Genomic DNA, 21,998 nt, shown 5'->3' with positions numbered 1-21,998 from the left:
TTTTATAATCAATTAAGATGAACATACCATCACAATTAAAGTATACCAAAGACCACGAGTGGGTAAAAATAGAAGGCGACATTATTACTGTAGGAATTACTGATTTTGCTCAAGGCGAATTAGGAGATATTGTTTACGTAGAAGTTGAAACAGTTGACGAAACTTTAGAGGCTGAAGAAATTTTTGGAACAGTTGAAGCAGTAAAAACTGTATCTGATTTGTTTTTACCAGTATCTGGCGAAATAATTGAATTTAACTCTTCACTTGAAGATGAACCAGAAAAAGTAAACTCAGACCCTTATGGAGATGGTTGGATGATTAAAGTAAAATGTTCTGATGTGTCTCAGTTTGATAGCTTATTATCTGCTGACGATTATAAAGCATTAATTGGTGCATAAGTACTTTGAACTTTTACTTGTAGTAACTTATTCAATCGTTTTAACCGTTGCTAGTCTTATAAGACTTAATAAAGTTCCAAGTTTAGGTTCGTCGTTTGATGATAAAATTTATCATTTTTTAGCCTATTTTGTATTAATGCTATTATGGTATAATTACTTTAGAAGAAAAACCATTTCAAATACAATTTTAATCTCAGCTTCAATAGCTATTGGGTTTGGGTTAATAATAGAAATATTACAAAATAAAATTACCGAAACCAGAGTTTTTGATTTAAATGATCTAGCAGCAAACACTTTTGGCGTTATTTTTGCTGCACTAATTATTACTTTCTATAGAAAGTTAAAGTTAAAATAAATTAATCGTTTGCTTTTTTAACAATTTATTGGTTATTTTAGCATTCCTAAACAAGTTTAAGATATGGAACCGAAAAAAAATCCAAAATCAGATGTAAGCAGAAACAGTTCGCTATATTTTGCTGTTGGTCTGGCTTTAGTATTATTGCTTACTAATTTGGCAATAAACTATAAATCATATGATAAAAAAGAGATTGATACAGGAATGGTTAATCTGGATATGTTAGATGAAGAAGAAGTGCCAATCACTCAGCAAGAAATAACACCACCACCACCACCACCTCCACCACCACCAGTTCCAGAAGAAATTAAGGTTGTTGAAGATGAAAAAGAGGTAGAAGAAACTATTATAAAGTCTACTGAAACAAATCAAGAAGAAAAAATCGTTAAAGTAAAAGACGTAAAAGTTGTTGAAGTAGAGGAAGACATTGAGGTTCCTTTTGCTGTTATTGAAAATGTGCCTATTTTTCCTGGATGTGAAAAAGAAAGCGGAAACAATGCTAAAAAGCAATGTATGTCTGATAAAATTGCTGAATTTGTAAATAAGAAATTTAATACAGAATTAGCTGGAGATTTAGGTTTATCAGGTAAACAACGTATTAGTGTTATTTTTAAAATAGACAAAAACGGAGAAATTACTAATGTACAAGCAAGAGCTCCACATCCTGGATTAGAAAAAGAAGCAAAACGTGTTATTGGATTACTTCCAAAAATGCAACCAGGTAAGCAAAGAGGTAAAGCAGTAACTGTACCTTATTCATTACCAATTCTTTTCCAAGTACAAGACTAAAAAATACCATTTTATATTATATTCAAAATCCCGTCTAAAATTAATTAGACGGGATTTTTACTTTGGTATGCTTATTGCGATTTTATCATAATATTAACATTCTAAATAATAAGTATTATGAAAAATTTAAAAAACACAACGAATGTTGCTGGCCAGAGCAACAAAAACATTGTGAAATCGCAAAAGCACGATGTAAATTTACAAAAAAACTCCACGCTTTATTTTCAAGTGGGTTTAATTCTTTGTCTTTTGGCAACTTATGGGCTTTTTGAAATGAAGTTTGAAACCCAGCTAGCAAAGTTAGCACAAGTTGCACCAATTGATGAAAATTCAGAATACTTTGCAGATAAATTTAAAGTGTTTGAAGCTGTGCCTCAAAAAAGAGAAGTAAAACCTAAAGCAGTTAAATTAGCTGATAACAATTTAAAGCCAGTTGATAATGATTATAACGATGAGTTAATTACTGATATTTTAACTCCAGATGATATTACTACAGATAAACCAACTGATGTTGGAGATTTAAAACCAACTATTGAAACTCCTGAGGATATTCAACCTCCGTTCAGTATAATTGGTGTTGAGAAAGTGCCTGTTTATCCTGGATGCGAATCTGCAACAACAAATGAAGAGCGTTTACAATGTATGTCTGATAAGCTAACTAAACTTATTCAGAAAAAATTTAATACAGAGTTAGCTCACGACTTAGGATTAAGTGGTACTCAAAAAATATATGTTGCATTTAAGATAGATAAAAACGGAATGGTTACAGATGTTAGAGCAAGAGCTCCTCATAACCAATTAGAAAAGGAAGCATTGAGACTTACAACAAAAATACCTAAAATGACTCCTGGAAAACAACGAAACATACCAGTAGATGTTTTATATAATTTACCAATAGTATTTCAAGTGCAATAAAACTATACAATTTTAAATATTTAAACCGTTATCTTTAACAGATAGCGGTTTTTTTGTAAGCTGTTTATTTTTAAAAAAATAGTATCTTACGCCTATAAAAAGGTTGTAGCCATCTTATGAAGAAACTCTTCTTATTCATTTTTACGATAATCACTTTTAATAGTTTTTCGCAAAGCATTAATAACTATGAAAAACCTCCTGTTTTTCCAGATTGTGAATCACAGTCTATAGATAATCTTAAAGCGTGTTTTAATAATAAATTAAATCAGCATATTTACTCAAATTTTAAAGTACCTCAAATAGTTTTTGACGAGAACTATAAAGGAGATATTAAAATACTTTTTGAAGTTGATAATGAAGGAGGTGTTTCTGTGCTTTATATCGATTCGGTATATGATGAATTAAAAGAAGAAACTAAGCGTGTTTTCGATAGCTTACCAAAAGTTACACCAGGAACTTATAATAGTCGTCCAATTAGTTTTCAATACTCACTAACAGTAAAAATTCCTTTAGTAAACCCAGAAACTGTGCAGAGCGAAATAGAGAAGACAGAAACCATAAAAAAAGTTACTGACCTTGATGAAATAGTGTCTACTGAGTTTGATAGTATAAACAAGAATATTGTAAAGTATCAAAATTTGGAATATAGTAGTCAACTTAATATTCCATTTACACACACATATTATGCGAGATTTGATGCTAATATGAATGGTTTAGGTACAAACAGTCATACAGCTTCAAAACCATTTATTTATGATGAAGTAGCAAAGTATTACGATTTTGAAGCTGAAAAAAAAGCTTTAATAAAAGGTAGCGATAGTTGGTGGAGCAAGAAATTATGGGATGAACATTTGGTGCAAGTGCAAGGTAAAGATTATTGGTTTACAATAGACCCAGTTTTCGATTTACAAGTTGGTAAAGACACCGAAGCAGATTTTAATACTACATATAATAATACTAGAGGGTTTTATGTGCAAGGAGGATTAGGCAAGAAGTTTAATTTTTCAGCATCTGTTTTTGAAAGCCAAGGACGTTTTGCGCAGTATTTTAATGATTATGCAGAAAGCTTAAAAGCTTTTGGTCCAGATCCAGCAATAATTCCTGGAAGAGGCATCGCTAAAAGATTTAAAGAAGATAGTTATGACTATCCTGTTGCTGAAGCATACATATCGTATTCGCCAGCAGAATTTATAAATGTTCAGTTTGGTCATGGTAAAAACTTTATAGGAGATGGATATCGTTCATTATTTCAAAGTGATGTAACTAGTCCTTATCCTTTTTTAAAATTAAACACTAAATTCTGGAAAATTAAATACACTAATACCTGGATGTGGTTAAAAGATGTACGTCCAGAGGTTGTAGTTGATAAAGCTTTTTTAACCAAATATATGGCTAACCATTATTTGAGTTGGAATGTTTCTAAACGCTTAAATATTGGATTGTTTGAATCTGTAATTTGGAATAATACAAATGACAGAGGATTTGATATTAATTATTTAAATCCTTTAATTTTCTTTAGAGCCATTGAGTTTGAAACTGGGCAAGGTGCAGGTAATGCTGTAGTTGGAGCTTCAGCAAAATACAAATGGAATAATAAAGTAAATCTTTATGGACAATTTATTTTAGACGAGTTTTCATTAAATGATGTTAAAGCAGGAAACAAAAGTTGGAAGAATAAATTTGGGTATCAATTAGGCGTCAAATACTACAATGCATTTAAAGTCGATAATTTATTGCTTCAGTTTGAATACAACCAAGTACGACCATATACATATTCACACAATACAATTGTACTTAATTATGCGCATAACAACCAACCAATGGCGCATCTTTGGGGAGCCAATTTTAAAGAAGCAATACTTATTGGTCGTTATAATTACCAACGTTGGTTTGCTGATGCAAAATTTATAGTAGGATTAAGAGGTTTCGATTTTAATGATGGAACTGATGATTTTAGTTATGGAGGAGACTTGTATAGAGATTATAACGACAGACCATTTGATAGTGGTGTTGAAATAGGACAAGGGATAAAAACAAAAACCATTAATGCAGAATTACAAGCAGGTTATATCATAAACCCAGTAAGTAACTTAAAACTGTTTACTAATATTAGCTACAGAAATTTTAATCCAGATGCTACTACATTAACCACTTTTAAAAGAAATACAGTTTGGTTAAGTGTAGGTGTGCGAACAGATTTGTTTAATTGGTATATAGATAACTAAAACCTATTCTTTCAAGCTTAAATAAAATGTTCTTCTAATTTTTTCAGAAGAAATAAAATTCCAGCTATATCCTAAATCGTCATACACTTTAGTAATTTCAGAATTTGCTGCAACTTCGTCTTCAGTTTTGCCTTTTTTAATTTCTGAAAGTACATTGTCTTTTAACGTTTCAAGCATTTCTAAAAAGAATTGGTATTCAGCTTTAGTAGATAATTCACCATGGCCAGGAATAATTTTAGTATCATCATTAATAGCACTTAATCCTTTTTTAACTGCTTCAATGTATCCATTAACACTTCCGCCAGAATTCAAATCGATGTAAGGATAACGCTTGTTAAAATACACATCGCCTGTATGCAATACATTACTTTTAGTAAAATATAATAAAGCATCACCATCAGTATGAGCATGTTCAACATGAAAAACACTAATTTTCTCTCCATTAATATGTAGACTCAATTCGTCATTAAAAGTAATTACAGGCAAGGCATCTTTTGGCTTATCTTCTAAACGTTTTCGAACATTATCATGAGCTATTATTGTTGTGCCTAATTTTTTCATATTTTCATTTCCACCAGTATGGTCGCCATGATAATGAGTATTTACTAAAAATTGTATTTGTTTATCACTTAAAGTTTTAATTGCAGCTTCAATTTTTGTAGTTAAAGGCGCAAATTGATCATCAATTACAAAAACACCATCATCACCAACTGAAACACCAATATTTCCTCCAGCACCAACAAGCATATATACATTGTCAGACAGTTTAGTAGTAGTGATAGTTACATTGTCAAAATTTTGAGCTCTAGTAAAACTTACAACACTAAATGCAATTGTAACCAATAAGAATTTAAGATATTTCATGAGTAAATCGATTTTTAGTAAAAGTTCTTTAAAGATACTAAAACTTACAAGTATACATAAATTACTAATTTACTTTTATTAAGCGTTGCTCAAAACCAATTTTCAAAGTATCTTTGCACTCGCAATATGTAGCAACAAATAGTATAAGTATTGAGCACAAAAAATTCTTCAATTACAGTAACTTCAATTATTTCTGATTTTAAGGAAATTACTAAAATGCGATTGTCATTAAGCGTTGTATTTTCTTCTATTGCAGGATATCTTTTAGGAACACAACAAGTAGAGGTTTACACGCTCATATTATTAGCTTTTGGAGGTTATTTTATGGTTGGAGCATCTAATGCTTACAATCAGATTATTGAAAAAGATTTAGATGCGTTAATGGATCGCACTAAAAACAGGCCAATTCCTGCAGGACGCATGTCTGTTAATACTGCATTTACTATTGCGGTTATTTTTACAATTTTAGGAATAGCAACATTATATGTTATCAATCCTCGTACAGCAATGTATGGAGCGATTTCTATCTTTTTATACACTTGTGTTTATACACCATTAAAAACAAAAACACCTTTAGCAGTATTTGTTGGAGCCATACCAGGAGCAATTCCTTTTATGTTAGGATGGGTTGCGGCACGTAACGATTTTGGTATAGAGCCAGGCACTTTATTTGCTATTCAGTTTTTTTGGCAATTCCCACATTTTTGGGCTATAGGATGGTTTTTATTTGATGATTATAAAAAGGGAGGCTTTTTTATGTTGCCTACTAGAGAGAGAGATAAAGGAACAGCAGTACAAACTATCATGTATACTATTTGGACGGTTTTAGCCTCTATAATCCCTGTATTTGGTTTTACAGGAGAACTAAAACTATCTATAGTTGCGGCAATTGTAGTTTTTGGGCTGGGACTAGTGATGTTGTATTACGCAATTCAGCTATTTAAAAAAAGAACAGCACAAGCAGCAAAACAATTAATGCTAGCAAGTGTATCATATATAACATTATTGCAAATAGTTTACGTTGTAGATAAATTTATTAGATAATATGGATTTAACAGAAGGAACCATTGAAGAAAAAAATATCAGAGCAAAAAAAATGATGCTTTGGTTTGGTATTTTATCATTAATAATGTCATTTGCAGGATGGACAAGTGCATTTATAGTAAGTAGTAAACGAGAAGATTGGTTAAGAGATTTTCAGTTACCAAATGCTTTTATAATAAGTACTGTAGTTATTTTAATTAGCAGTATCACTTTTATTCTTGCAAAAAGAGCATTAAAAAACAATAACAGACAGCTAACAACAATTTGGCTTTTGGTTACCCTAGCATTAGGTGTAGTGTTCATAGTAAATCAGTTTACAGGCTTTCAGCAAATCATTGATTTAGGCTATAACTTTACAGGGCCAACAAGTAATGTAACCATGTCATACGTTTATTTGATTGCTATGGTGCATATTTTGCACGTGGTTGTTGGTATAATTTGTCTTTTAGTGGTAATTTATAATCATTTTAAACAAAAGTACAATCCTAGTAAAATGCTTGGTTTTGAACTCGCAGCAACATTTTGGCATTTTATTGATGTATTATGGATATATCTCTTTTTCTTTTTATATTTTATTAGATAAATAAAATGATTATTTTTGTGCAACTTTTAACATTTTTTAAATACTAATCGCTAAATATGGATACTACAGTTGTAAATACTGGTGCAGAAGAAAAAACTTGGGGTGGAGGTAATAAGCCTTTAAACGCAAGTTATGGTAAAATGATGATGTGGTTTTTTATCGTTTCTGATGCCTTAACTTTTTCAGGTTTTTTAGCAGCCTACGGATTCTCAAGATTTAAATTTATTGATTATTGGCCAATTGCAGATGAGGTATTTACTCACGTACCATTTGTACACGGTAATTATCCAATGATCTATGTTGCATTTATGACCTTTATTCTAATTATGTCATCAGTTACTATGGTACTTGCTGTAGATGCTGGACACCACATGAATAAAGCAAAAGTGACACTATATATGTTTTTAACCATCATTGGTGGTTTAATATTCGTTGGCTCACAAGCTTGGGAATGGGCAACATTTATAAAAGGCGATTTTGGTGCTGTTGAAACAAGAGGAGGAAACATTCTCCAATTTGTCGATGCTGAAGGGAAAAGAGTTGCGTTAAGTGATTTTGTGGTAGCAGGCGAGCATGAAAGAGTTGAACATGAGAGTAAAAATGGATTATGGTTTGTTGATGAAGGAACACTTCCAACTTACACTATGCAAGAAGTTATAACTGGTTTTGAATCTCATCCAGACTTAGCAATAAGAACTCAAACAATTAATGAGCAAGGTCATAAGACAGTTCTTTCGAGAGAAGAATCTATAAAACAACTTAAAGCTAATGGAATTGGTATTGTTGAAGGAGCTAACTTAAGACATAACGAGTATGGAACACCATTATTTGCTGATTTCTTTTTCTTTATAACTGGATTTCACGGATTCCACGTATTCTCAGGAGTTGTAATTAATATTATTATTTTCTTTAATGTAATATTAGGAACTTATGAAAGAAGAGGAAGTTATGAAATGGTAGAAAAAGTAGGATTGTATTGGCATTTTGTCGATTTAGTTTGGGTATTCGTATTCACATTCTTCTACTTAGTATAATTTAGATAATTTATTTTAAAAATGGCACACGCACATAAATTAGAAATATTAAGAGGTTTAATTAAGTTTAAATCAAACACACAAAAAATTTGGGGAGTTTTAATCCTATTATCTATTATTACAGCTGTTGAGGTTGTGTTGGGGATATATAAACCAGAGTCATTAATGGCTCATGTTTTAGGAATGAAAGCCTTAAACTGGATATTTATTATATTAACTATTGTAAAAGCATACTACATTACTTGGGATTTTATGCACATGCGTGATGAAAAAGCAAGTTTAAGAAGAATGGTTGTTTGGACAGCTATTTTCTTAATTGCTTATTTACTGTTTATTCTTTTACAAGAAGGAGATTACATAGAAAGTGTTTACTCTTCTGGTTTTGTGAAAAAAGATTTTTAGTTAAAAAATATTGAGTTAAAACTATATAAAAAGACGGTTATTTAAACCGTCTTTTTTATTTTTGCACTATGATAAAAAAACAGGTTAAGCGCAATATTGTACTCGGAATTTTATTCTTACTTCCAGTCACTTTTTTATTACTATTATTACCTGCAAAGCACAACTACAACCCTTTAGAAGTTGTAAATGAAAACGTATCAGAGTTAGTAGGATTTACTTCAGACTCTAACGAAAAAATCATTCTTAAAGATCATATTACTGTTTTAGCATTTCTAGGAAAAAAACCAATGGAAAACGCTATAGCAGCATCAAACCTAAAAGAGTTGGTGTATGATAAATTTAAAGGATTTAAAAAATTTCAAATAGTAGTTGTTGTATCTAACGGAACACAAGATGAAGTCGAACAACTTAAAAAAGAAATACAATCTTACGAAGATTTAAAGTTTTGGCATTTTGTTTATAGCGATGAGAACACTATAAATACTTTGTATAGTAACCTCAAATCAGATTCACAGCTTAATCAAAATTTATCAACCAATAGTGTTTTTATTATTGATAAAGATTTAAATCAAAGAGGAAGAACTGACGACAGATCAGATAATGAGTTGGCAAAAAACAAACCAGCTTATAGTTTAAACTCTTATGATTGTATAGAAGTTGCAATTATAAAAAATAAAATGAGTGAAGACATGCGAGTTTTATTTACAGAATACAGAGAAAAACGTAAGGGTAATTTCGATTCTTCATCAAGAAGAGCTAACGATTTAAAAGGAAATAATGAGCAATAAAACTAATTATTCATACATAGGCATTGCGTTTATTATTCTATTATTTGGTATCATTTTTATACCAAGAATAGTCGATAGAATAAAAAATGGTGATGTTGTAAGAAATGAAAGTAGAAGCGATCAGGCAAAAGATAAAAACAAGTATGTTTCAGATTTAGCTTTTCTAGAAATTAATAACCAACCCAAAAAAGTACCATCATTTAGCTTTACAGATCAAAACGGAAACACAGTTACCAATAAAGATTACGAAGGCAAAGTATATGTTTTAGAATTCTTTTTTACAACATGCCCAACTATTTGCCCTCGTATGAATAGAAACTTGGTGCAAATTCAGGAAGAGTTTAAAGGCTTTGATAATTTTGGTGTGGCATCTTTTACTATAAATCCTGAGCATGACACTGTTGAAGTTTTAAAAGCATATGCCGAAAGCTATAAAATAACCAACCCTAACTGGCATTTAATGACAGGTAATGAAGAACAAATATATAAACTAGCAAACGAAGGGTTTAATTTATATACAGCAAAAGATGATGAGGCAGAAGGAGGCTTTGAACATTCAGGAAATTTTGCACTAATTGATAAAAACGGATTTATTCGCTCTAGAATTGTAAATGGAAATCCGATAATCTATTATAACGGAATGATTTCTGAAGCAGAAAAGATTGATGATGAAGGGATGAGTGAAGAAATAAGTATACTAAAAGAGGATATTGCTAAACTTTTAAAAGAATAATGACTAAAGAAAACTTACAAGCGGAAAAAAAATATAACAAATGGATTGTTGCACTATCAGTAATTATTCCATTAGCTGTTGCTGCATTATTTGGTGTTAACTTACGCAAGCTTGGTTTTGATGTCGAACCACTTTCATTTTTACCACCAATTTATGCAACTGTAAACGGAGTTACTGCAGTGGTTTTAATAGCTGCCTTTATAGCTATAAAAAACAAAAACATAAAGCTACATGAAAGATTAATGAAAACAGCAATTGCTTTATCTGTAGCTTTTTTAGTAATGTATGTAGCTTACCACATGACAAGCGATTCTACAAAATTTGGTGGTGAAGGCGCTATTAAATATGCTTATTATTTTATATTAATTACACACATTTTATTGTCTATAGTAATTATTCCATTTGTGTTAATTACATATGTAAGAGCAATAACAAATAATATAGAAAGACATAAAAAAATTGCTAAAATCACATTTCCAATGTGGTTATATGTTGCCATAACTGGAGTTATAGTTTACTTGATGATTTCACCATATTATGTATAAATTGAAAAGCAGAGTTATCTTTTTTCTATTCTCTTTATTCTTTTTTCTAAAAGGAAGCGCTCAATGCGCAATGTGTAGAGCAGTTTTAGAAAGTGAAGAAGGTCAAACAACTGCAGAAGGAGTAAATGATGGCATTATTTATTTAATGGCAATTCCTTATATATTAGTTGCTAGCATTGGCTTTTTAATATATTGGAAGTTTTACAAAACCAAAAAAGATTAAATTTCTTTAATTAATCAGTAACATTTTCTGCTTTTATAAGTCTAATTAGCAACAATCAAAAAGACTACAAGTGTAAGATTGCTATTTTATTGTTTATTTTTACAATTACATGTAACAATTTTACCATTGCAAAGACATATGTTTATATGAAAAAATCAATCTTTATACTTTTTGTTTTAATAGGAATGGCGTCTCAAGCGCAAGTAAAAAAATGGACACTTCGTGAATGTGTCGATTATGCTTTAGAAAATAATATCTCTATTAAACAATCCGAATTAGACGTAAAAACTTCAGAGATTAATAAAAAAGATGCATTTGGTAATTTCTTACCATCTTTAAATGCAAGTGTATCTCATTCATGGAGTATTGGTTTAGGGCAAGACCCTGTAACATTCGATGCTGTTAATTCTACTACAAGAAATCTTTCAGGAGGAATAAGTTCTGGTATCGATATATATGCAGGTTTAAGAAACATAAATCAATTACATCGCTCTAATTTAGGAATTTTAGCAAGTCAATATCAATTAGATAAAATGAAAGATGATATTTCGCTTTTTGTTGCGAATTCATTTTTACAAATTCTTTTTAATAAAGAGCAATTAAAAGTTTTGCAAGCACAACACGAAGTAAGCAAGCAAGAATTAAGCAGAACTAATGAGCTTGTTGAAGCTGGTGTTTTGCCTAGAGGAGATTTATTAGAAATACAAGCTACTATAGCAACTCAAGAACAACAAATAGTAAATGCTGAAAATGCTATTTTAATTTCTAAAATTCAACTAGCTCAAATATTATTAATAGAAGACTATAAAAATTTCGATACAGCTGATGTTGATTATGAAGTACCACCAACTAATATTTTAAATGAGTCGCCTGAAGCAATAGTAGAAAAAGCAAAAGAGACACGTTATGATATCAAAATTGCTGAAACTAATTCTAAAATGGCAGAATACGATTTAAAAATTGCTAAAGGAGCAATGCAACCAACATTAAGAGGATCGTATAGTTTTTCTTCAAATTATTTTACTTCAGGATTGTTTGATACACCAGATTTTGAGTCTCAAATCTCTGATAATAAAAATCACAATTTTGGACTTCAATTAAGTATTCCAATATTTAATGGGTTTGCAGCAAAAAACAATGTAAGCAGAAGTAAAGTGAATTTTGAGCGTTCTAAAAATTTATTAGAGCAAGCTAATTTAGATATGGAAACTACAGTTTACCAAGCTTATAATGACACAAAAGGAGCTTTGAAAGCTTATGAAGCTGCATTAAAAACTTTAGCTGCAAGACAAGAAGCTTACAATTATTCTAAAGAGCGATATAATGTTGGATTATTAAATGCTTTCGATTTTAGCCAATCGCAAAACAGATTTGAAGCAGCACAAAGCGAAGTTATAAGAACCAAATACGATTATATTTTTAAACTAAAAGTTTTAGAATTCTATTTCGGAATTCCAATTACAGAATTAAATTAACCACTATGAGTAAGACAGTAAAAATTATTTTAATATCACTTGCAGCACTAGTAATTTTATTATTAGTAGGTAAAAGCGCAGGTTTGTTTGGTAATAAAGGGAATTTTAAAGAAGTTGAAATTGAAAAAGTAACGCTTAAAGATATTGTTGAAAAAGTATCTGCAACAGGAAAAATTCAACCAGAAGTAGAAGTTAAAATTTCTAGTGAAGTTTCAGGAGAGATTATTGAGTTGCCTTTTAAAGAAGGTCAGCAGGTTAACAAAGGAGACTTATTAGTTAGAGTAAACCCAGATTTAATTCAATCTGCAGTAAATAGATCTCAAGCAAGCTATCAAAACGTAAAATCAGGTTTAGAGCAAGCAGAAGCCTCTTTAAGAGAAGCAAAAGCAAGTTATAACAGAAATAAGCAGTTGTTTGAAAAAGGAATTATCTCTAAAGCAGATTGGGATAAAGCGGTGTCGTCTTACGAGATTGCTCAAGCAAATCGTCAATCGGCTTACTATAGTGTGCAGAGCGCTGGAGCTACTGTTAACGAAGCTATGGATAACCTAAATAGAACAACTATATATGCTCCAATGAGTGGAACAATTTCTAAATTAGATGTTGAGTTGGGTGAGCGAGTAGTTGGAACACAGCAAATGGCTGGAACCGAAATTTTAAGAGTTGCCAACCTTAATAATATGGAAGTTGAGATAGATGTTAATGAAAACGATATTGTTAAAGTACAAATAGGCGATTCTACAATTGTTGAAGTTGATGCATATCTTAAAAAAGAGTTTAAAGGTGTTGTTACAGAGATTGCAAATTCTGCCGCAGGAGCATTAACTGCAGATCAAGTAACAAACTTTAAAGTAAAAGTGCGTATTGTTGAAGAATCGTATAAAGATTTATTAGAGGGGAAGCCAGAAACTTACTCACCTTTTAGACCAGGAATGACTGCAACAGTTGATATTATTACTAACAAACGCCCTAAAGCAGTTTCTGTGCCAATTAGCGCTATTGTTATTAAAACAGATACATCATCTGTAAAAAAGCCATATGCTTCTAAAGCTAAAACTGATGATAAATCTCCAAATGCTAAAGTAGAAAGCGAAGAGAAATTTGAATGTGTTTTTGTAGTTAATAAAGGTGAAGCTAAATTAAGAGTTGTGAAAACAGGAATACAAGACGATAGTAATATCGAAATTGTTTCAGGACTTAAAGAAGGCGATGAAATTATTACAGGACCATATAATGTTGTTTCAAAAACACTTAAGAGTGGAGATAAAGTTCAACAGAAAAAAGTAGAAGCTAAAAAAGAAGAAGAAAATGAATAGTAAGACATTTTTAAGTGTTTTATTCATTACCATAAGTACAATTTCTTTTGGGCAAAAGAAGCAACTTTGGGCTAAGTCTTTTTTAAATAAAAAAGCACCAGAACTCAATATTCAACAGTGGGTTAGTGAAAAACCAAATACTGAAGGGAAATTTATTCTTATTGATTTTTGGGGAACTTGGTGTGGACCTTGTATAAAGGCAATACCAGAGTTAAATGAATATCAAGAAACATTTAAAGATCAACTTGTTATTATAGGAGTTAGTAAAGAATCTTTTGAAAAAGTAAAAGGTTTTAAAAAAGCTAAAATGGAATATTTTAGTGGTATTGATGTAAACGGAGCCTTAAATGATACTTATGAAATAGAAGGGATTCCACATGTAGTTTTAATTGATCCTAAAGGAATTGTTAGATGGGAAGGGTTTCCTTTTTTAGCAGGTTATGAGCTTACATCTAAAACTATTGAAGATATAATAGCTAAATATAAGTAAACCAGATATGGTATGTCATATATTTTAAATATAGAAACAGCAACAACCAATTGTTCAGTCTCTCTTTCTAAAGAAGGAGAGATTTTGGTTTTAAAAGAAGATTATAATACTAATTATTCTCATGCAGAGTCATTGCATATGTTTATAGAAGAAGTTATAATTGCTTCAAAAATTAAACCTTCTCAAATAGATGCTATTGCAGTAAGCAAAGGACCTGGTTCTTATACAGGCTTAAGAATTGGTGTTTCTGCAGCAAAAGGACTTTGTTATGCTTTAAATAAGCCTTTAATTTCGGTTGCTACATTACAATCATTAGCCAATCAGGTAACTATAAATGATGGTATTATTGTAGCAATGCTAGATGCAAGACGATTAGAAGTATATTCAGCAATTTTTGATAAAAATCATAATAAAATAAGAGAAACAAAGGCTCAAATTTTAGATGAAAACTCTTTTAAAGATTATTTAGAAAAGGGCAAAGTTTACTTTATTGGTGATGGTGTTGAAAAAACTAAAACACTAATCAAGCATTCTAATGCAATTTATATTGAAGATAAGCTTCCATCAGCAAAAGAGATGAGCAAATTATCGTATGATAAGTACAAAAAAAACGACATCGAAGATGTCGCTTATTTTGAGCCTTATTATTTAAAAGACTTTATAGGTTTAAAACAAAAATCTTAACCTTTCTTTTGTATTTCTACTTGATGAGGATAAGGAATATCTATTCCGGCTGCATCAAGTGCTTCTTTTGTATTTTCAGTAGTTTCAAAATAAACAGACCAATAATCAGCAGTTTCACACCAAGGCCTTACCGCAAAATTAATAGAGCTATCTGCTAACTCTAATACATTTACAGTAGGCGCAGGATCTTTTAAAATTTTAGGATTAGATGTTAATACATTCATTAACACTTCTTTTGTTTTTTTTATGTCTGAATCATAACCAACACCAAAAATTAAATCTACTCTTCTAGTTCCTTCTGTACTATAATTTACAATATTGCCATTAGATAGTACTCCATTTGGGATAATTATTTCTTTATTTGAAAGACCAGTTAGTTTTGTGGTAAAAATCTCAATTAGTTTTACTGTTCCTACTTCTCCTTGACATTCAATTAAATCTCCAACTTTAAAAGGTTTAAAAAGCATAATTAAAACACCACCTGCAAAATTAGCTAACGAACCCTGTAATGCTAATCCTACCGCTAAACCAGCAGCGGCTAAAATTGCAGCAAAAGAAGTAGTTTCTACACCAACTGTACCTAATACAATTACAATTAATAAAATTTTAAAAGTCCAAGAGGTTAGGTTTAATAAAAACTTTTTTAAGCTTATATCATAGTCGCCTTTTTCTAGAGCTTTTTTAATGCCTTTAATTATAAGTTTAATAACCCAAGAGCCAATAACCCATATTAAAATTGCTCCAATTACTTTAGGTGCAAAATTGATAATTAAATCGTAGCCTTTGTCAATCCAGTTTTGTAAATCCATATTCTGTATTTTGATTTTTTACAAGTTAATAATAAATAGATATAATAAAAAACCCTTCCAAATTGAAAGGGTTTATTTAATATAAGAATAAGAAATAAATTAAATCAATGTATTAGTAAATTGAATTAGTTTATTCATGTCGTCTTCCTTTTTTAGTTTAAGTTTTTCTTTTTTAATAAAGTCTAACACTTTTTTCTCATTACCAGGAAAAAGTTTTGAAACATCTTTTTTGTTTGTTGATAATAAAACAGCATTATTATCATTTATTTTAACATAATAAGCATCACTACCTCTTTTATATCTTGCTGGTTGAGAAGAATCATAACTAGTAACTGCAACTTTTTCTTTTACGAAAGTTATGTTTTCCTTTTTAAGAAGTTTAATATTTGAATTTGGATTACTTAAATTAACAAAGTATCCAAAATTCTCGTTTTCATTTTTATCAAGATATCCATAAACTTGATAAGTTTTATTATTAGAAATTAGCTCTACAACAATATCTCTTCTATATTTATTTAAAGCATATGCCACATTGTTAGCTCCTTTAACTTCAAATTCATCTTTTAAAGCATTATACCTTACATAAAAAATATTGTCTTCTGACGCTGAAATTTTTGCAGGTAAAAATTCTTCGTTAACATAAGGAGATCCTTCAATTTGACTGTTTTCAACAACAGGAGTAGTAGATATTAAGCCACCTGATGCTGAGCCACCACTAAGTTGACCAGAAATAAGTTCTTGAGCTCCAGAGCTAAAAGTAAATAGAGATAAAGTGAAAATTAATAATAACTTCTTCATAAATGATATATTTTTTTGGCAAAAAAAAGAAAAAAATGACGATTAGAAAAATTTAAAACGTTAAGATTAATGTAATTATTGCTGGAAGAGATTGAATATAAAACAGTTTAGTTTTTTTTGTTGAGTAAGCTCCATAAACACCAGCTATTATTATACAGATTAAAAAGTATTGTTTAAAATTATTATTTTCAACTACTAACGAATAGATTAGTCCTGCTGCCAAAAAACCATTATACAATCCTTGATTAGCTGCTAATACACTAGTTTCTTCAGCAAATGCTTTGGATTTTAAACCAAATGCTTTAATACCCTTAGGAGTTGCCCACAGAAACATTTCTAATATTAAAAAGTAAAAATGTTCAATTGCAACTATGATGACTAGTATTGATGATATTATTTTCATAATGAAGTTTATTTAATCAAAAATAATGAAATTAAAGAGTATAAAAAAAGCACTCATTTAGAGTGCTAATTTTTTTTGTATATGTATTACTAGTTCACTTCGAAAGTAATTTTTAAATTTACTCTAAATTCAGTCACTTCATCGTTTTTTACAATTGCGCTTTGGTCTTGTACGTAAACCGATTTAATATTTTTTACTGATTTTGCTGCATGCTTTACAGCTTTTATTGTAGCATCTTCCCAACTTTTATCGGAATTAGATAATATTTCAATAACCTTTAATACTGCCATCTTTAAAACAATTTTAAAATTAATAATAAGTGTTTTATAAAGATAATAATAAAAAAATTAATTATCCATTTATGGCTTCAACTGTCTCAACTTTACCTTTAAGCATTTCTTTAAGCATATTCTCAATACCATTTTTTAAAGTAAAAGTTGATGAAGGACAACCACTACATGCGCCTTGTAATATTACTTTAACCGTTTTACTTTCTGAATTATATGACTGAAATTGGATATTGCCGCCATCACTAGCAACGGCAGGTTTTACATATTCTTCTAAAATGTTTATAATTTCTTTTGATGTGTCATCTAATGCTTCAAAAGTATCATCTAATTGTTGAGTTGTTTTTTGTAAGCTTTGTGCAGCGTTTGGTTGGAGTATGTCTTTACCATTTTCAATATAACTTCTTATAAATTCTCTTAATTCTAGAGTTATATCATTCCATTCAGCCACCTCATATTTAGTTATAGAAATATAATTCTCATCCATAAAAACTGCTTTCACAAAAGGAAGATGAAAAAGCTGAGTTGCTAATGGAGAAAATTTAGCATCGTCTATTGAAGTGAACTCAAATGAATTAGTGACTAACTTTTTATTAGCAACAAATTTCATTGCTGATGGATTAGGTGTACTTTCAGCATAAACAGTAACAGGTACTTTTTTGCTTTTTGCATCTGGAGTTATAATAATTCCATCATTATTAATATATGATTCTATTTGTTCAGCAACATCATCTTGAACGTCTTTCCATTCAACAATATTGTAGCGTTCAATTGCAATAAAATTTCCTGAAATGTAAACCTTTTTAACAAAAGGTAAGTAAAAAAGTTGTTGAGCTAAAGGCGAATTTTTGGCTTCATCAATGTTATTGAATTCAAAGCTTTGATGATTGGTCAAAAAAGAATTTGCTTCAAATTTTATTATAGCTGGGTTATTTGTTTCTTTTATATTAATCTTTACATTTTCCATCTCAAGTATTTTTTGCAAAAATACTAAATACCATATTGAAATATTGATTATTTCTTAATTGATTAAGTTAAAAAGTATTTAAACTAATTAAATATAAACAGGTGTAATTTAATTGTTTAGTAATATAACATAACACATTAACTGTTAAATTGGGTTTTTTATAGCTAATTTGATGACGTTATTACTTAATTTTATTAAATTTCTAGCTTTTTAAAAGCATATTACAATTTGGATTAAAGTTTTTTTTGATTTGACAATAATGATTTTTAATCCCTTTAATTGATTAAAATCCTGGTATTTAGTTGTTTAGATTAGATATTTTTATTGATTTTTAATAAAACTATTTCACATTCAATGATGAAAAAATTATACTTACTATTAACATTATTAATTTCATTCAATGCTTTATCCCAAGATGTTTTTATGCAGAATGGAACCTTTGACAGATGTGCTCCAGATAAATTTTATGATTCAGGAGGAGCGTCAGGTAACTATAGCAGTAATGAAAATTTTGTAGCGACTATTTGTCCACAAAATGCTGGGGAATTTATTATTCTAAACTTCACAAGTTTTAGTACACAATTAAATCAAGATATTTTAACCATTTATGATGGTCCAGATACTACAGCTCCAGTCATTGGAACATATTCTGGAGGAGGTGCTGGAAATAATCCTGGTAATATTCAAGCTTCAGGAGCAAATACTAGCGGTTGTATAACAGTAAAGTTTGTTAGTAATGCATCAGGGACAACTACAGGATGGGCTGCAGATATATTTTGTGCCGTTCCTTGTCAAACAATAACAGCATCTATAGATAGTACTAATCCAGTTGCAAATGGTTCGGGAGTTATACAGATATTACCTGGAGACAATGTAGATTTTACAGGAAGTGCAACATTTTCAAATGATGGAACTGGTGCAACCTATAACTGGAATTTTGGAGACGGAAATACATTAGCAGGCCAATCGGTTTCCCATATTTATAATACACCTGGGACATATACTGTAACTTTTACGGTTACAGATACAAACCCACAAGGTTGTTCAGGTACTGATACAATTATTGTTTTTGTGCTTGGGCCTAATGTGGTAATTGATCAAACGACATATACAGTTGAAGAACTTATTGAAGATGTGCTTATTAATAGTCCATGTGCTCAAGTATCAAACATAACTTATTCGACAGGAACAAATTTTGGGTCAGTAAATGGTATAGGATATTTTTATGGTAATGGAGTAGATTTTCCTTTCCAAGATGGTATTATTTTATCTTCAGGAAATGCTGCGGAAGCTAGAGGGCCAAACAATAATGCAATGAGTGCAGGAGGTGGAGCATGGCCAGGTGATGCAGCACTAAATGCAACAGTTGGGATTACTTCAAATAATGCATCAATAATTGAATTCGATTTTGTTCCTCTTGCGAGCACTATTAGTTTTGATTTTTTAATGGCTTCTGAAGAGTATGATATGGGAGGTTTTGAATGTACTTATTCTGATGCCTTTGCTTTTTTACTGACAGATGCTTCAGGGAATACAACAAATTTAGCAGTTTTACCAGGCACAAATACACCTATATTAGTTACAAATATTCACCCATTTAATGGGTCATGTCCAGCAATAAATGAACAATATTTTGGAGCATATACTCCTAATAATCAACCTCCAATATCTTTTGATGGACGAACTGCTGTATTTACAGCTCAATCTGCTGTGATACCCGGAGATACTTATCATATAAAATTAGTTGTAGCAGATGCTACAGACACACTATTAGATTCTGGAGTATTTTTAAGAGCAGGCAGTTTTAACTTAGGAGGGGAATTAGGAGATGATATTACTATCGCAGCAGGAAACACAGTATGTACAGGAGGATCAATTACATTAGACACTCAAGTACCTACCGCTACACATATTTGGTATTATGAGGGAGTGGTTATCCCTGGAGAAACCTCCTCAACAATTACTGTTACTCAATCTGGAACTTACAGTGTAGATGTTATATTTTCAGGAGCTTGTCAATCGAGTGATTCTGTAGTCATTGAATTTTACCCAGATATTGTAATGGGTTCAGTTCAAGATGTTACGCTTTGCGATCCTGGTTCTGCTCCTTATAACTTTGATTTAACCCCTAATGATGCTTTGGCTTTAGGAGCATTAGATCCTTTAGATTTTGTGGTTACTTATCATGAAACTCAAGCAGATGCAGATGCTGATACAAATCCAATTACTACTCCAGCATCTTATTCAGGCACAGACGGACAAATTATTTACACTAGAGTAGAATTTCTGAATTCTGGGTGCTATGCTACAGACACTTTTACTTTAATTATTACACCACAGCCAACAATTAATCCTGTTGCTGATATGGAAGTATGTGATGATGTCTCTAATGATGGTTTTGAGCAATTCGATTTAGAACTTCAAACACCAGGGATTTTAGGAGCTCAAGCCGCAACAGATTTTATCGTTACATATCACACATCTTTTGCTGATGCTGATGCTGGTACTGGAGCATTAGTTAGTCTTTATACTAATATAAATAATCCTCAACCAGTTTATGTTAGAATAGAAAGTTCGCTAGATGCTAATTGCTATAATGCTTCTCCTAATGCTGTTTTTAGCTTGGTAGTTAATGATAGAGCATTAGCTAGCCAACCTGCAGATATGTTTGTTTGTGATGATGCAAGTAATGATGGAGTAGGTCAGTTTAATTTATTATCTCAAACAACTACAATTTTAGGAAGTCAGTTGCCTGCAGATTACACAGTGACTTATTATGAAACACAAACAGATGCTGAGATGGGAGTTAATCCTATTTTAAATCCAACGACATATAATAATACTAGTAACCCTCAAACAATTCATGTTAGAGTTTCAGAAAACGCCACTCCAAATTGTTATGGTTATACGACCTTCACTTTGAATGTTAATCCGCTACCTAATACGATTATACCAACACCCTTAGAAGTATGTGATGATAATAATGATGGTTTTGCGATATTCAATCTTACAGATAAAAATGTAGAAATTTTGAATGGCCAATCAGGAGTTTCAGTAGCATATTATGAAACTTTAGCAGATGCTAATTCAGCGACTAACCCTTTATTTGATCCTTATACAAATATCATAATAAATGCACAAACAATTTATGTAAGATTAGAAGACAATAATACTAACTGCTACAATACAACAACATTAAATTTAATTGTTAACCCATTACCAGTTCCTAATGCGCCAACGCCTTTAGAAGCTTGTGATGATGATACAGATGGGTTTTCAATTTTTGACTTAACTTCAAAGGATGCAGAAGTTTTAAATGGTCAAACAGGTATGGTTGTTACTTATCATGAAACTCAGTCTGATGCAGATAATGATGTTAATAATCTAACAAGCCCTTATAACAATATAGTTCCGTTTAATCAAACAGTTTATGTAAGACTTGAGAATACTACTTCTGGTTGTTATGATACAGTTCAACTTTTGTTAACAGTTAATTCGTTACCAGTTATTTCATCTATTAGCGATTATGAATTATGTGATTATAATAACCCAAATGACGACCAAGAGTTTTTTGATTTAAGTATAAAAGATACTGAGGCTTTAAGTGGTGAAGCTAATGTGATAGTAAATTATTATGAAACACAAGCTGATGCATTAGCAGGAACAAATGCATTAATCAGTCCTTATCAGAATATTAGTAATCCACAAATCATTTATGTTGGTTTAGAGAATACTGTTACGGGTTGCATAAGTATAACAACATTTAATTTAATAGTCCACCCTTTACCAGTTATAGTAGTTCCAACGTTATTAGGTGTTTGTGATGACAATGTACCAGATGGATTTACGAGTATAGATTTAAGTGTAAAGA

General features: G+C 30.7%; 24 protein-coding genes. 18 read left to right on the top strand and 6 right to left on the bottom strand.

All coding sequences use genetic code 11. The features are described from left to right. Window positions 1-17: 17 nt before the first annotated feature. The 5 genes from gcvH to remB all read left to right on the top strand — a co-directional run bounded on the left by gcvH (window position 18) and on the right by remB (window position 4,682). On the top strand, window positions 18-398 hold the full coding sequence (gene gcvH, locus IEW41_RS11330) for a glycine cleavage system protein GcvH (protein ID WP_188606483.1): 381 nt from the start codon (window positions 18-20) through the stop codon (window positions 396-398). Then, on the top strand, window positions 391-753 hold the full coding sequence (locus IEW41_RS11325) for a VanZ family protein (protein ID WP_188606482.1): 363 nt from the start codon (window positions 391-393) through the stop codon (window positions 751-753). The genes gcvH and IEW41_RS11325 overlap by 8 nt, the downstream gene beginning before the upstream one ends. Before the next feature lie 63 nt (window positions 754-816). Then, window positions 817-1,542, top strand: a complete 726-nt coding sequence (locus IEW41_RS11320) for an energy transducer TonB (RefSeq protein WP_188606481.1) — start codon at window positions 817-819, stop codon at window positions 1,540-1,542. 117 nt (window positions 1,543-1,659) lie between these two features. After that, window positions 1,660-2,457: an energy transducer TonB gene (locus IEW41_RS11315; protein ID WP_188606480.1), complete on the top strand. Its 798-nt coding sequence runs from the start codon at window positions 1,660-1,662 to the stop codon at window positions 2,455-2,457. A 116-nt stretch (window positions 2,458-2,573) separates the two neighbouring features. Beyond that, window positions 2,574-4,682 carry a gliding motility outer membrane protein RemB gene (remB, locus tag IEW41_RS11310; RefSeq protein ID WP_188606479.1) on the top strand — a complete coding sequence of 703 codons (2,109 nt, stop codon included), beginning with the start codon at window positions 2,574-2,576 and terminating at the stop codon, window positions 4,680-4,682. Between the two features lie 3 nt (window positions 4,683-4,685). On the opposite strand, the gene IEW41_RS11305 is transcribed toward remB, so the two are convergent. Continuing rightward, a complete protein-coding gene (locus IEW41_RS11305) occupies window positions 4,686-5,546 on the bottom strand; it encodes an MBL fold metallo-hydrolase (protein ID WP_188606478.1) in 861 nt (286 codons plus the stop codon). A 150-nt stretch (window positions 5,547-5,696) separates the two neighbouring features. On the opposite strand from IEW41_RS11305, the gene cyoE reads away from it, so the two are divergent. From cyoE to tsaB, 12 genes are all read left to right on the top strand, one after another. Continuing rightward, complete coding sequence (gene cyoE, locus IEW41_RS11300; RefSeq protein WP_262891385.1) at window positions 5,697-6,590, top strand: heme o synthase; 894 nt, start codon at window positions 5,697-5,699, stop codon at window positions 6,588-6,590. A gap of 1 nt (window position 6,591) precedes the next feature. Then, complete coding sequence (locus IEW41_RS11295; RefSeq protein WP_188606477.1) at window positions 6,592-7,173, top strand: cytochrome c oxidase subunit 3; 582 nt, start codon at window positions 6,592-6,594, stop codon at window positions 7,171-7,173. 56 nt (window positions 7,174-7,229) lie between these two features. Continuing rightward, on the top strand, window positions 7,230-8,207 hold the full coding sequence (locus IEW41_RS11290; RefSeq protein ID WP_188606476.1) for a cytochrome c oxidase subunit 3: 978 nt from the start codon (window positions 7,230-7,232) through the stop codon (window positions 8,205-8,207). A 21-nt stretch (window positions 8,208-8,228) separates the two neighbouring features. Continuing rightward, on the top strand, window positions 8,229-8,609 hold the full coding sequence (locus IEW41_RS11285; RefSeq protein WP_188606475.1) for a cytochrome C oxidase subunit IV family protein: 381 nt from the start codon (window positions 8,229-8,231) through the stop codon (window positions 8,607-8,609). Between the two features lie 68 nt (window positions 8,610-8,677). Then, window positions 8,678-9,397, top strand: coding sequence for a hypothetical protein (locus IEW41_RS11280; RefSeq protein WP_188606474.1), 720 nt, complete (start codon window positions 8,678-8,680; stop codon window positions 9,395-9,397). Beyond that, window positions 9,387-10,130 (top strand): SCO family protein, encoded by a 744-nt coding sequence (locus IEW41_RS11275; protein WP_188606473.1) that lies wholly within the window; start codon window positions 9,387-9,389, stop codon window positions 10,128-10,130. The genes IEW41_RS11280 and IEW41_RS11275 overlap by 11 nt, the downstream gene beginning before the upstream one ends. Next, a complete protein-coding gene (locus IEW41_RS11270) occupies window positions 10,130-10,675 on the top strand; it encodes a DUF420 domain-containing protein (RefSeq protein ID WP_188606472.1) in 546 nt (181 codons plus the stop codon). The genes IEW41_RS11275 and IEW41_RS11270 overlap by 1 nt, the downstream gene beginning before the upstream one ends. Continuing rightward, window positions 10,668-10,898: a CAMCR motif-containing small membrane protein gene (locus IEW41_RS11265; RefSeq protein ID WP_373282962.1), complete on the top strand. Its 231-nt coding sequence runs from the start codon at window positions 10,668-10,670 to the stop codon at window positions 10,896-10,898. Before IEW41_RS11270 ends, IEW41_RS11265 begins: the two co-directional genes overlap by 8 nt. Before the next feature lie 146 nt (window positions 10,899-11,044). Next, entirely contained in the window at window positions 11,045-12,373 is a 1,329-nt protein-coding gene (locus tag IEW41_RS11260) for a TolC family protein (protein ID WP_188606471.1), read from the top strand. A gap of 5 nt (window positions 12,374-12,378) precedes the next feature. After that, window positions 12,379-13,689, top strand: coding sequence for an efflux RND transporter periplasmic adaptor subunit (locus IEW41_RS11255; protein ID WP_188606470.1), 1,311 nt, complete (start codon window positions 12,379-12,381; stop codon window positions 13,687-13,689). Beyond that, the gene (locus IEW41_RS11250) at window positions 13,682-14,179 is read left to right on the top strand and encodes a TlpA family protein disulfide reductase (RefSeq protein WP_188606469.1); all 498 of its coding nucleotides are present in this window, start codon (window positions 13,682-13,684) and stop codon (window positions 14,177-14,179) included. Before IEW41_RS11255 ends, IEW41_RS11250 begins: the two co-directional genes overlap by 8 nt. Before the next feature lie 12 nt (window positions 14,180-14,191). Further along, the gene (tsaB, locus tag IEW41_RS11245) at window positions 14,192-14,863 is read left to right on the top strand and encodes a tRNA (adenosine(37)-N6)-threonylcarbamoyltransferase complex dimerization subunit type 1 TsaB (RefSeq protein ID WP_188606468.1); all 672 of its coding nucleotides are present in this window, start codon (window positions 14,192-14,194) and stop codon (window positions 14,861-14,863) included. Here the strand turns inward: tsaB and IEW41_RS11240 are convergent. The 5 genes from IEW41_RS11240 to IEW41_RS11220 all read right to left on the bottom strand — a co-directional run bounded on the left by IEW41_RS11240 (window position 14,860) and on the right by IEW41_RS11220 (window position 18,127). Then, window positions 14,860-15,672: a mechanosensitive ion channel family protein gene (locus IEW41_RS11240; RefSeq protein WP_188606467.1), complete on the bottom strand. Its 813-nt coding sequence runs from the start codon at window positions 15,670-15,672 to the stop codon at window positions 14,860-14,862. The two genes, tsaB and IEW41_RS11240, sit on opposite strands and share 4 nt — an antisense overlap. Window positions 15,673-15,771: 99 nt before the next feature. Continuing rightward, the gene (locus tag IEW41_RS11235; protein ID WP_188606466.1) at window positions 15,772-16,470 is read right to left on the bottom strand and encodes a hypothetical protein; all 699 of its coding nucleotides are present in this window, start codon (window positions 16,468-16,470) and stop codon (window positions 15,772-15,774) included. A gap of 52 nt (window positions 16,471-16,522) precedes the next feature. Next, the gene (locus IEW41_RS11230) at window positions 16,523-16,873 is read right to left on the bottom strand and encodes a DUF1304 domain-containing protein (RefSeq protein ID WP_188606465.1); all 351 of its coding nucleotides are present in this window, start codon (window positions 16,871-16,873) and stop codon (window positions 16,523-16,525) included. Window positions 16,874-16,962: 89 nt separating this feature from the next. Then, the gene (locus IEW41_RS11225) at window positions 16,963-17,163 is read right to left on the bottom strand and encodes a dodecin family protein (protein ID WP_188606464.1); all 201 of its coding nucleotides are present in this window, start codon (window positions 17,161-17,163) and stop codon (window positions 16,963-16,965) included. A gap of 61 nt (window positions 17,164-17,224) precedes the next feature. After that, entirely contained in the window at window positions 17,225-18,127 is a 903-nt protein-coding gene (locus tag IEW41_RS11220; protein ID WP_188606463.1) for a NifU family protein, read from the bottom strand. Between the two features lie 354 nt (window positions 18,128-18,481). On the opposite strand from IEW41_RS11220, the gene IEW41_RS11215 reads away from it, so the two are divergent. Then, window positions 18,482-21,998: FIDD domain-containing protein (locus tag IEW41_RS11215; RefSeq protein WP_188606462.1), on the top strand; the 3,517-nt coding region annotated here is incomplete at its 3' end.

The sequence above is a fragment of the Aquaticitalea lipolytica genome, assembly GCF_014641635.1.
Lineage (GTDB): Bacteria > Bacteroidota > Bacteroidia > Flavobacteriales > Flavobacteriaceae > Aquaticitalea > Aquaticitalea lipolytica.
This window is presented reverse-complemented; position numbering and strand designations above follow the sequence as displayed.

What these genes read in the sequence shown, in the direction of transcription:
- gcvH (WP_188606483.1), top strand. Translation starts at nt 18, where the DNA reads ATGAACATACCATCACAATTAAAGTATACCAAAGACCACGAGTGGGTA.
- IEW41_RS11320 (WP_188606481.1), top strand. Translation starts at nt 817, where the DNA reads ATGGAACCGAAAAAAAATCCAAAATCAGATGTAAGCAGAAACAGTTCG.
- IEW41_RS11315 (WP_188606480.1), top strand. Translation starts at nt 1,660, where the DNA reads ATGAAAAATTTAAAAAACACAACGAATGTTGCTGGCCAGAGCAACAAA.
- remB (WP_188606479.1), top strand. Translation starts at nt 2,574, where the DNA reads ATGAAGAAACTCTTCTTATTCATTTTTACGATAATCACTTTTAATAGT.
- IEW41_RS11305 (WP_188606478.1), bottom strand. Translation starts at nt 5,546, where the DNA reads ATGAAATATCTTAAATTCTTATTGGTTACAATTGCATTTAGTGTTGTA.
- IEW41_RS11295 (WP_188606477.1), top strand. Translation starts at nt 6,592, where the DNA reads ATGGATTTAACAGAAGGAACCATTGAAGAAAAAAATATCAGAGCAAAA.
- IEW41_RS11290 (WP_188606476.1), top strand. Translation starts at nt 7,230, where the DNA reads ATGGATACTACAGTTGTAAATACTGGTGCAGAAGAAAAAACTTGGGGT.
- IEW41_RS11285 (WP_188606475.1), top strand. Translation starts at nt 8,229, where the DNA reads ATGGCACACGCACATAAATTAGAAATATTAAGAGGTTTAATTAAGTTT.
- IEW41_RS11280 (WP_188606474.1), top strand. Translation starts at nt 8,678, where the DNA reads ATGATAAAAAAACAGGTTAAGCGCAATATTGTACTCGGAATTTTATTC.
- IEW41_RS11275 (WP_188606473.1), top strand. Translation starts at nt 9,387, where the DNA reads ATGAGCAATAAAACTAATTATTCATACATAGGCATTGCGTTTATTATT.
- IEW41_RS11270 (WP_188606472.1), top strand. Translation starts at nt 10,130, where the DNA reads ATGACTAAAGAAAACTTACAAGCGGAAAAAAAATATAACAAATGGATT.
- IEW41_RS11265 (WP_373282962.1), top strand. Translation starts at nt 10,668, where the DNA reads ATGTATAAATTGAAAAGCAGAGTTATCTTTTTTCTATTCTCTTTATTC.
- IEW41_RS11260 (WP_188606471.1), top strand. Translation starts at nt 11,045, where the DNA reads ATGAAAAAATCAATCTTTATACTTTTTGTTTTAATAGGAATGGCGTCT.
- IEW41_RS11255 (WP_188606470.1), top strand. Translation starts at nt 12,379, where the DNA reads ATGAGTAAGACAGTAAAAATTATTTTAATATCACTTGCAGCACTAGTA.
- IEW41_RS11250 (WP_188606469.1), top strand. Translation starts at nt 13,682, where the DNA reads ATGAATAGTAAGACATTTTTAAGTGTTTTATTCATTACCATAAGTACA.
- tsaB (WP_188606468.1), top strand. Translation starts at nt 14,192, where the DNA reads ATGTCATATATTTTAAATATAGAAACAGCAACAACCAATTGTTCAGTC.
- IEW41_RS11240 (WP_188606467.1), bottom strand. Translation starts at nt 15,672, where the DNA reads ATGGATTTACAAAACTGGATTGACAAAGGCTACGATTTAATTATCAAT.
- IEW41_RS11235 (WP_188606466.1), bottom strand. Translation starts at nt 16,470, where the DNA reads ATGAAGAAGTTATTATTAATTTTCACTTTATCTCTATTTACTTTTAGC.
- IEW41_RS11230 (WP_188606465.1), bottom strand. Translation starts at nt 16,873, where the DNA reads ATGAAAATAATATCATCAATACTAGTCATCATAGTTGCAATTGAACAT.
- IEW41_RS11225 (WP_188606464.1), bottom strand. Translation starts at nt 17,163, where the DNA reads ATGGCAGTATTAAAGGTTATTGAAATATTATCTAATTCCGATAAAAGT.
- IEW41_RS11220 (WP_188606463.1), bottom strand. Translation starts at nt 18,127, where the DNA reads ATGGAAAATGTAAAGATTAATATAAAAGAAACAAATAACCCAGCTATA.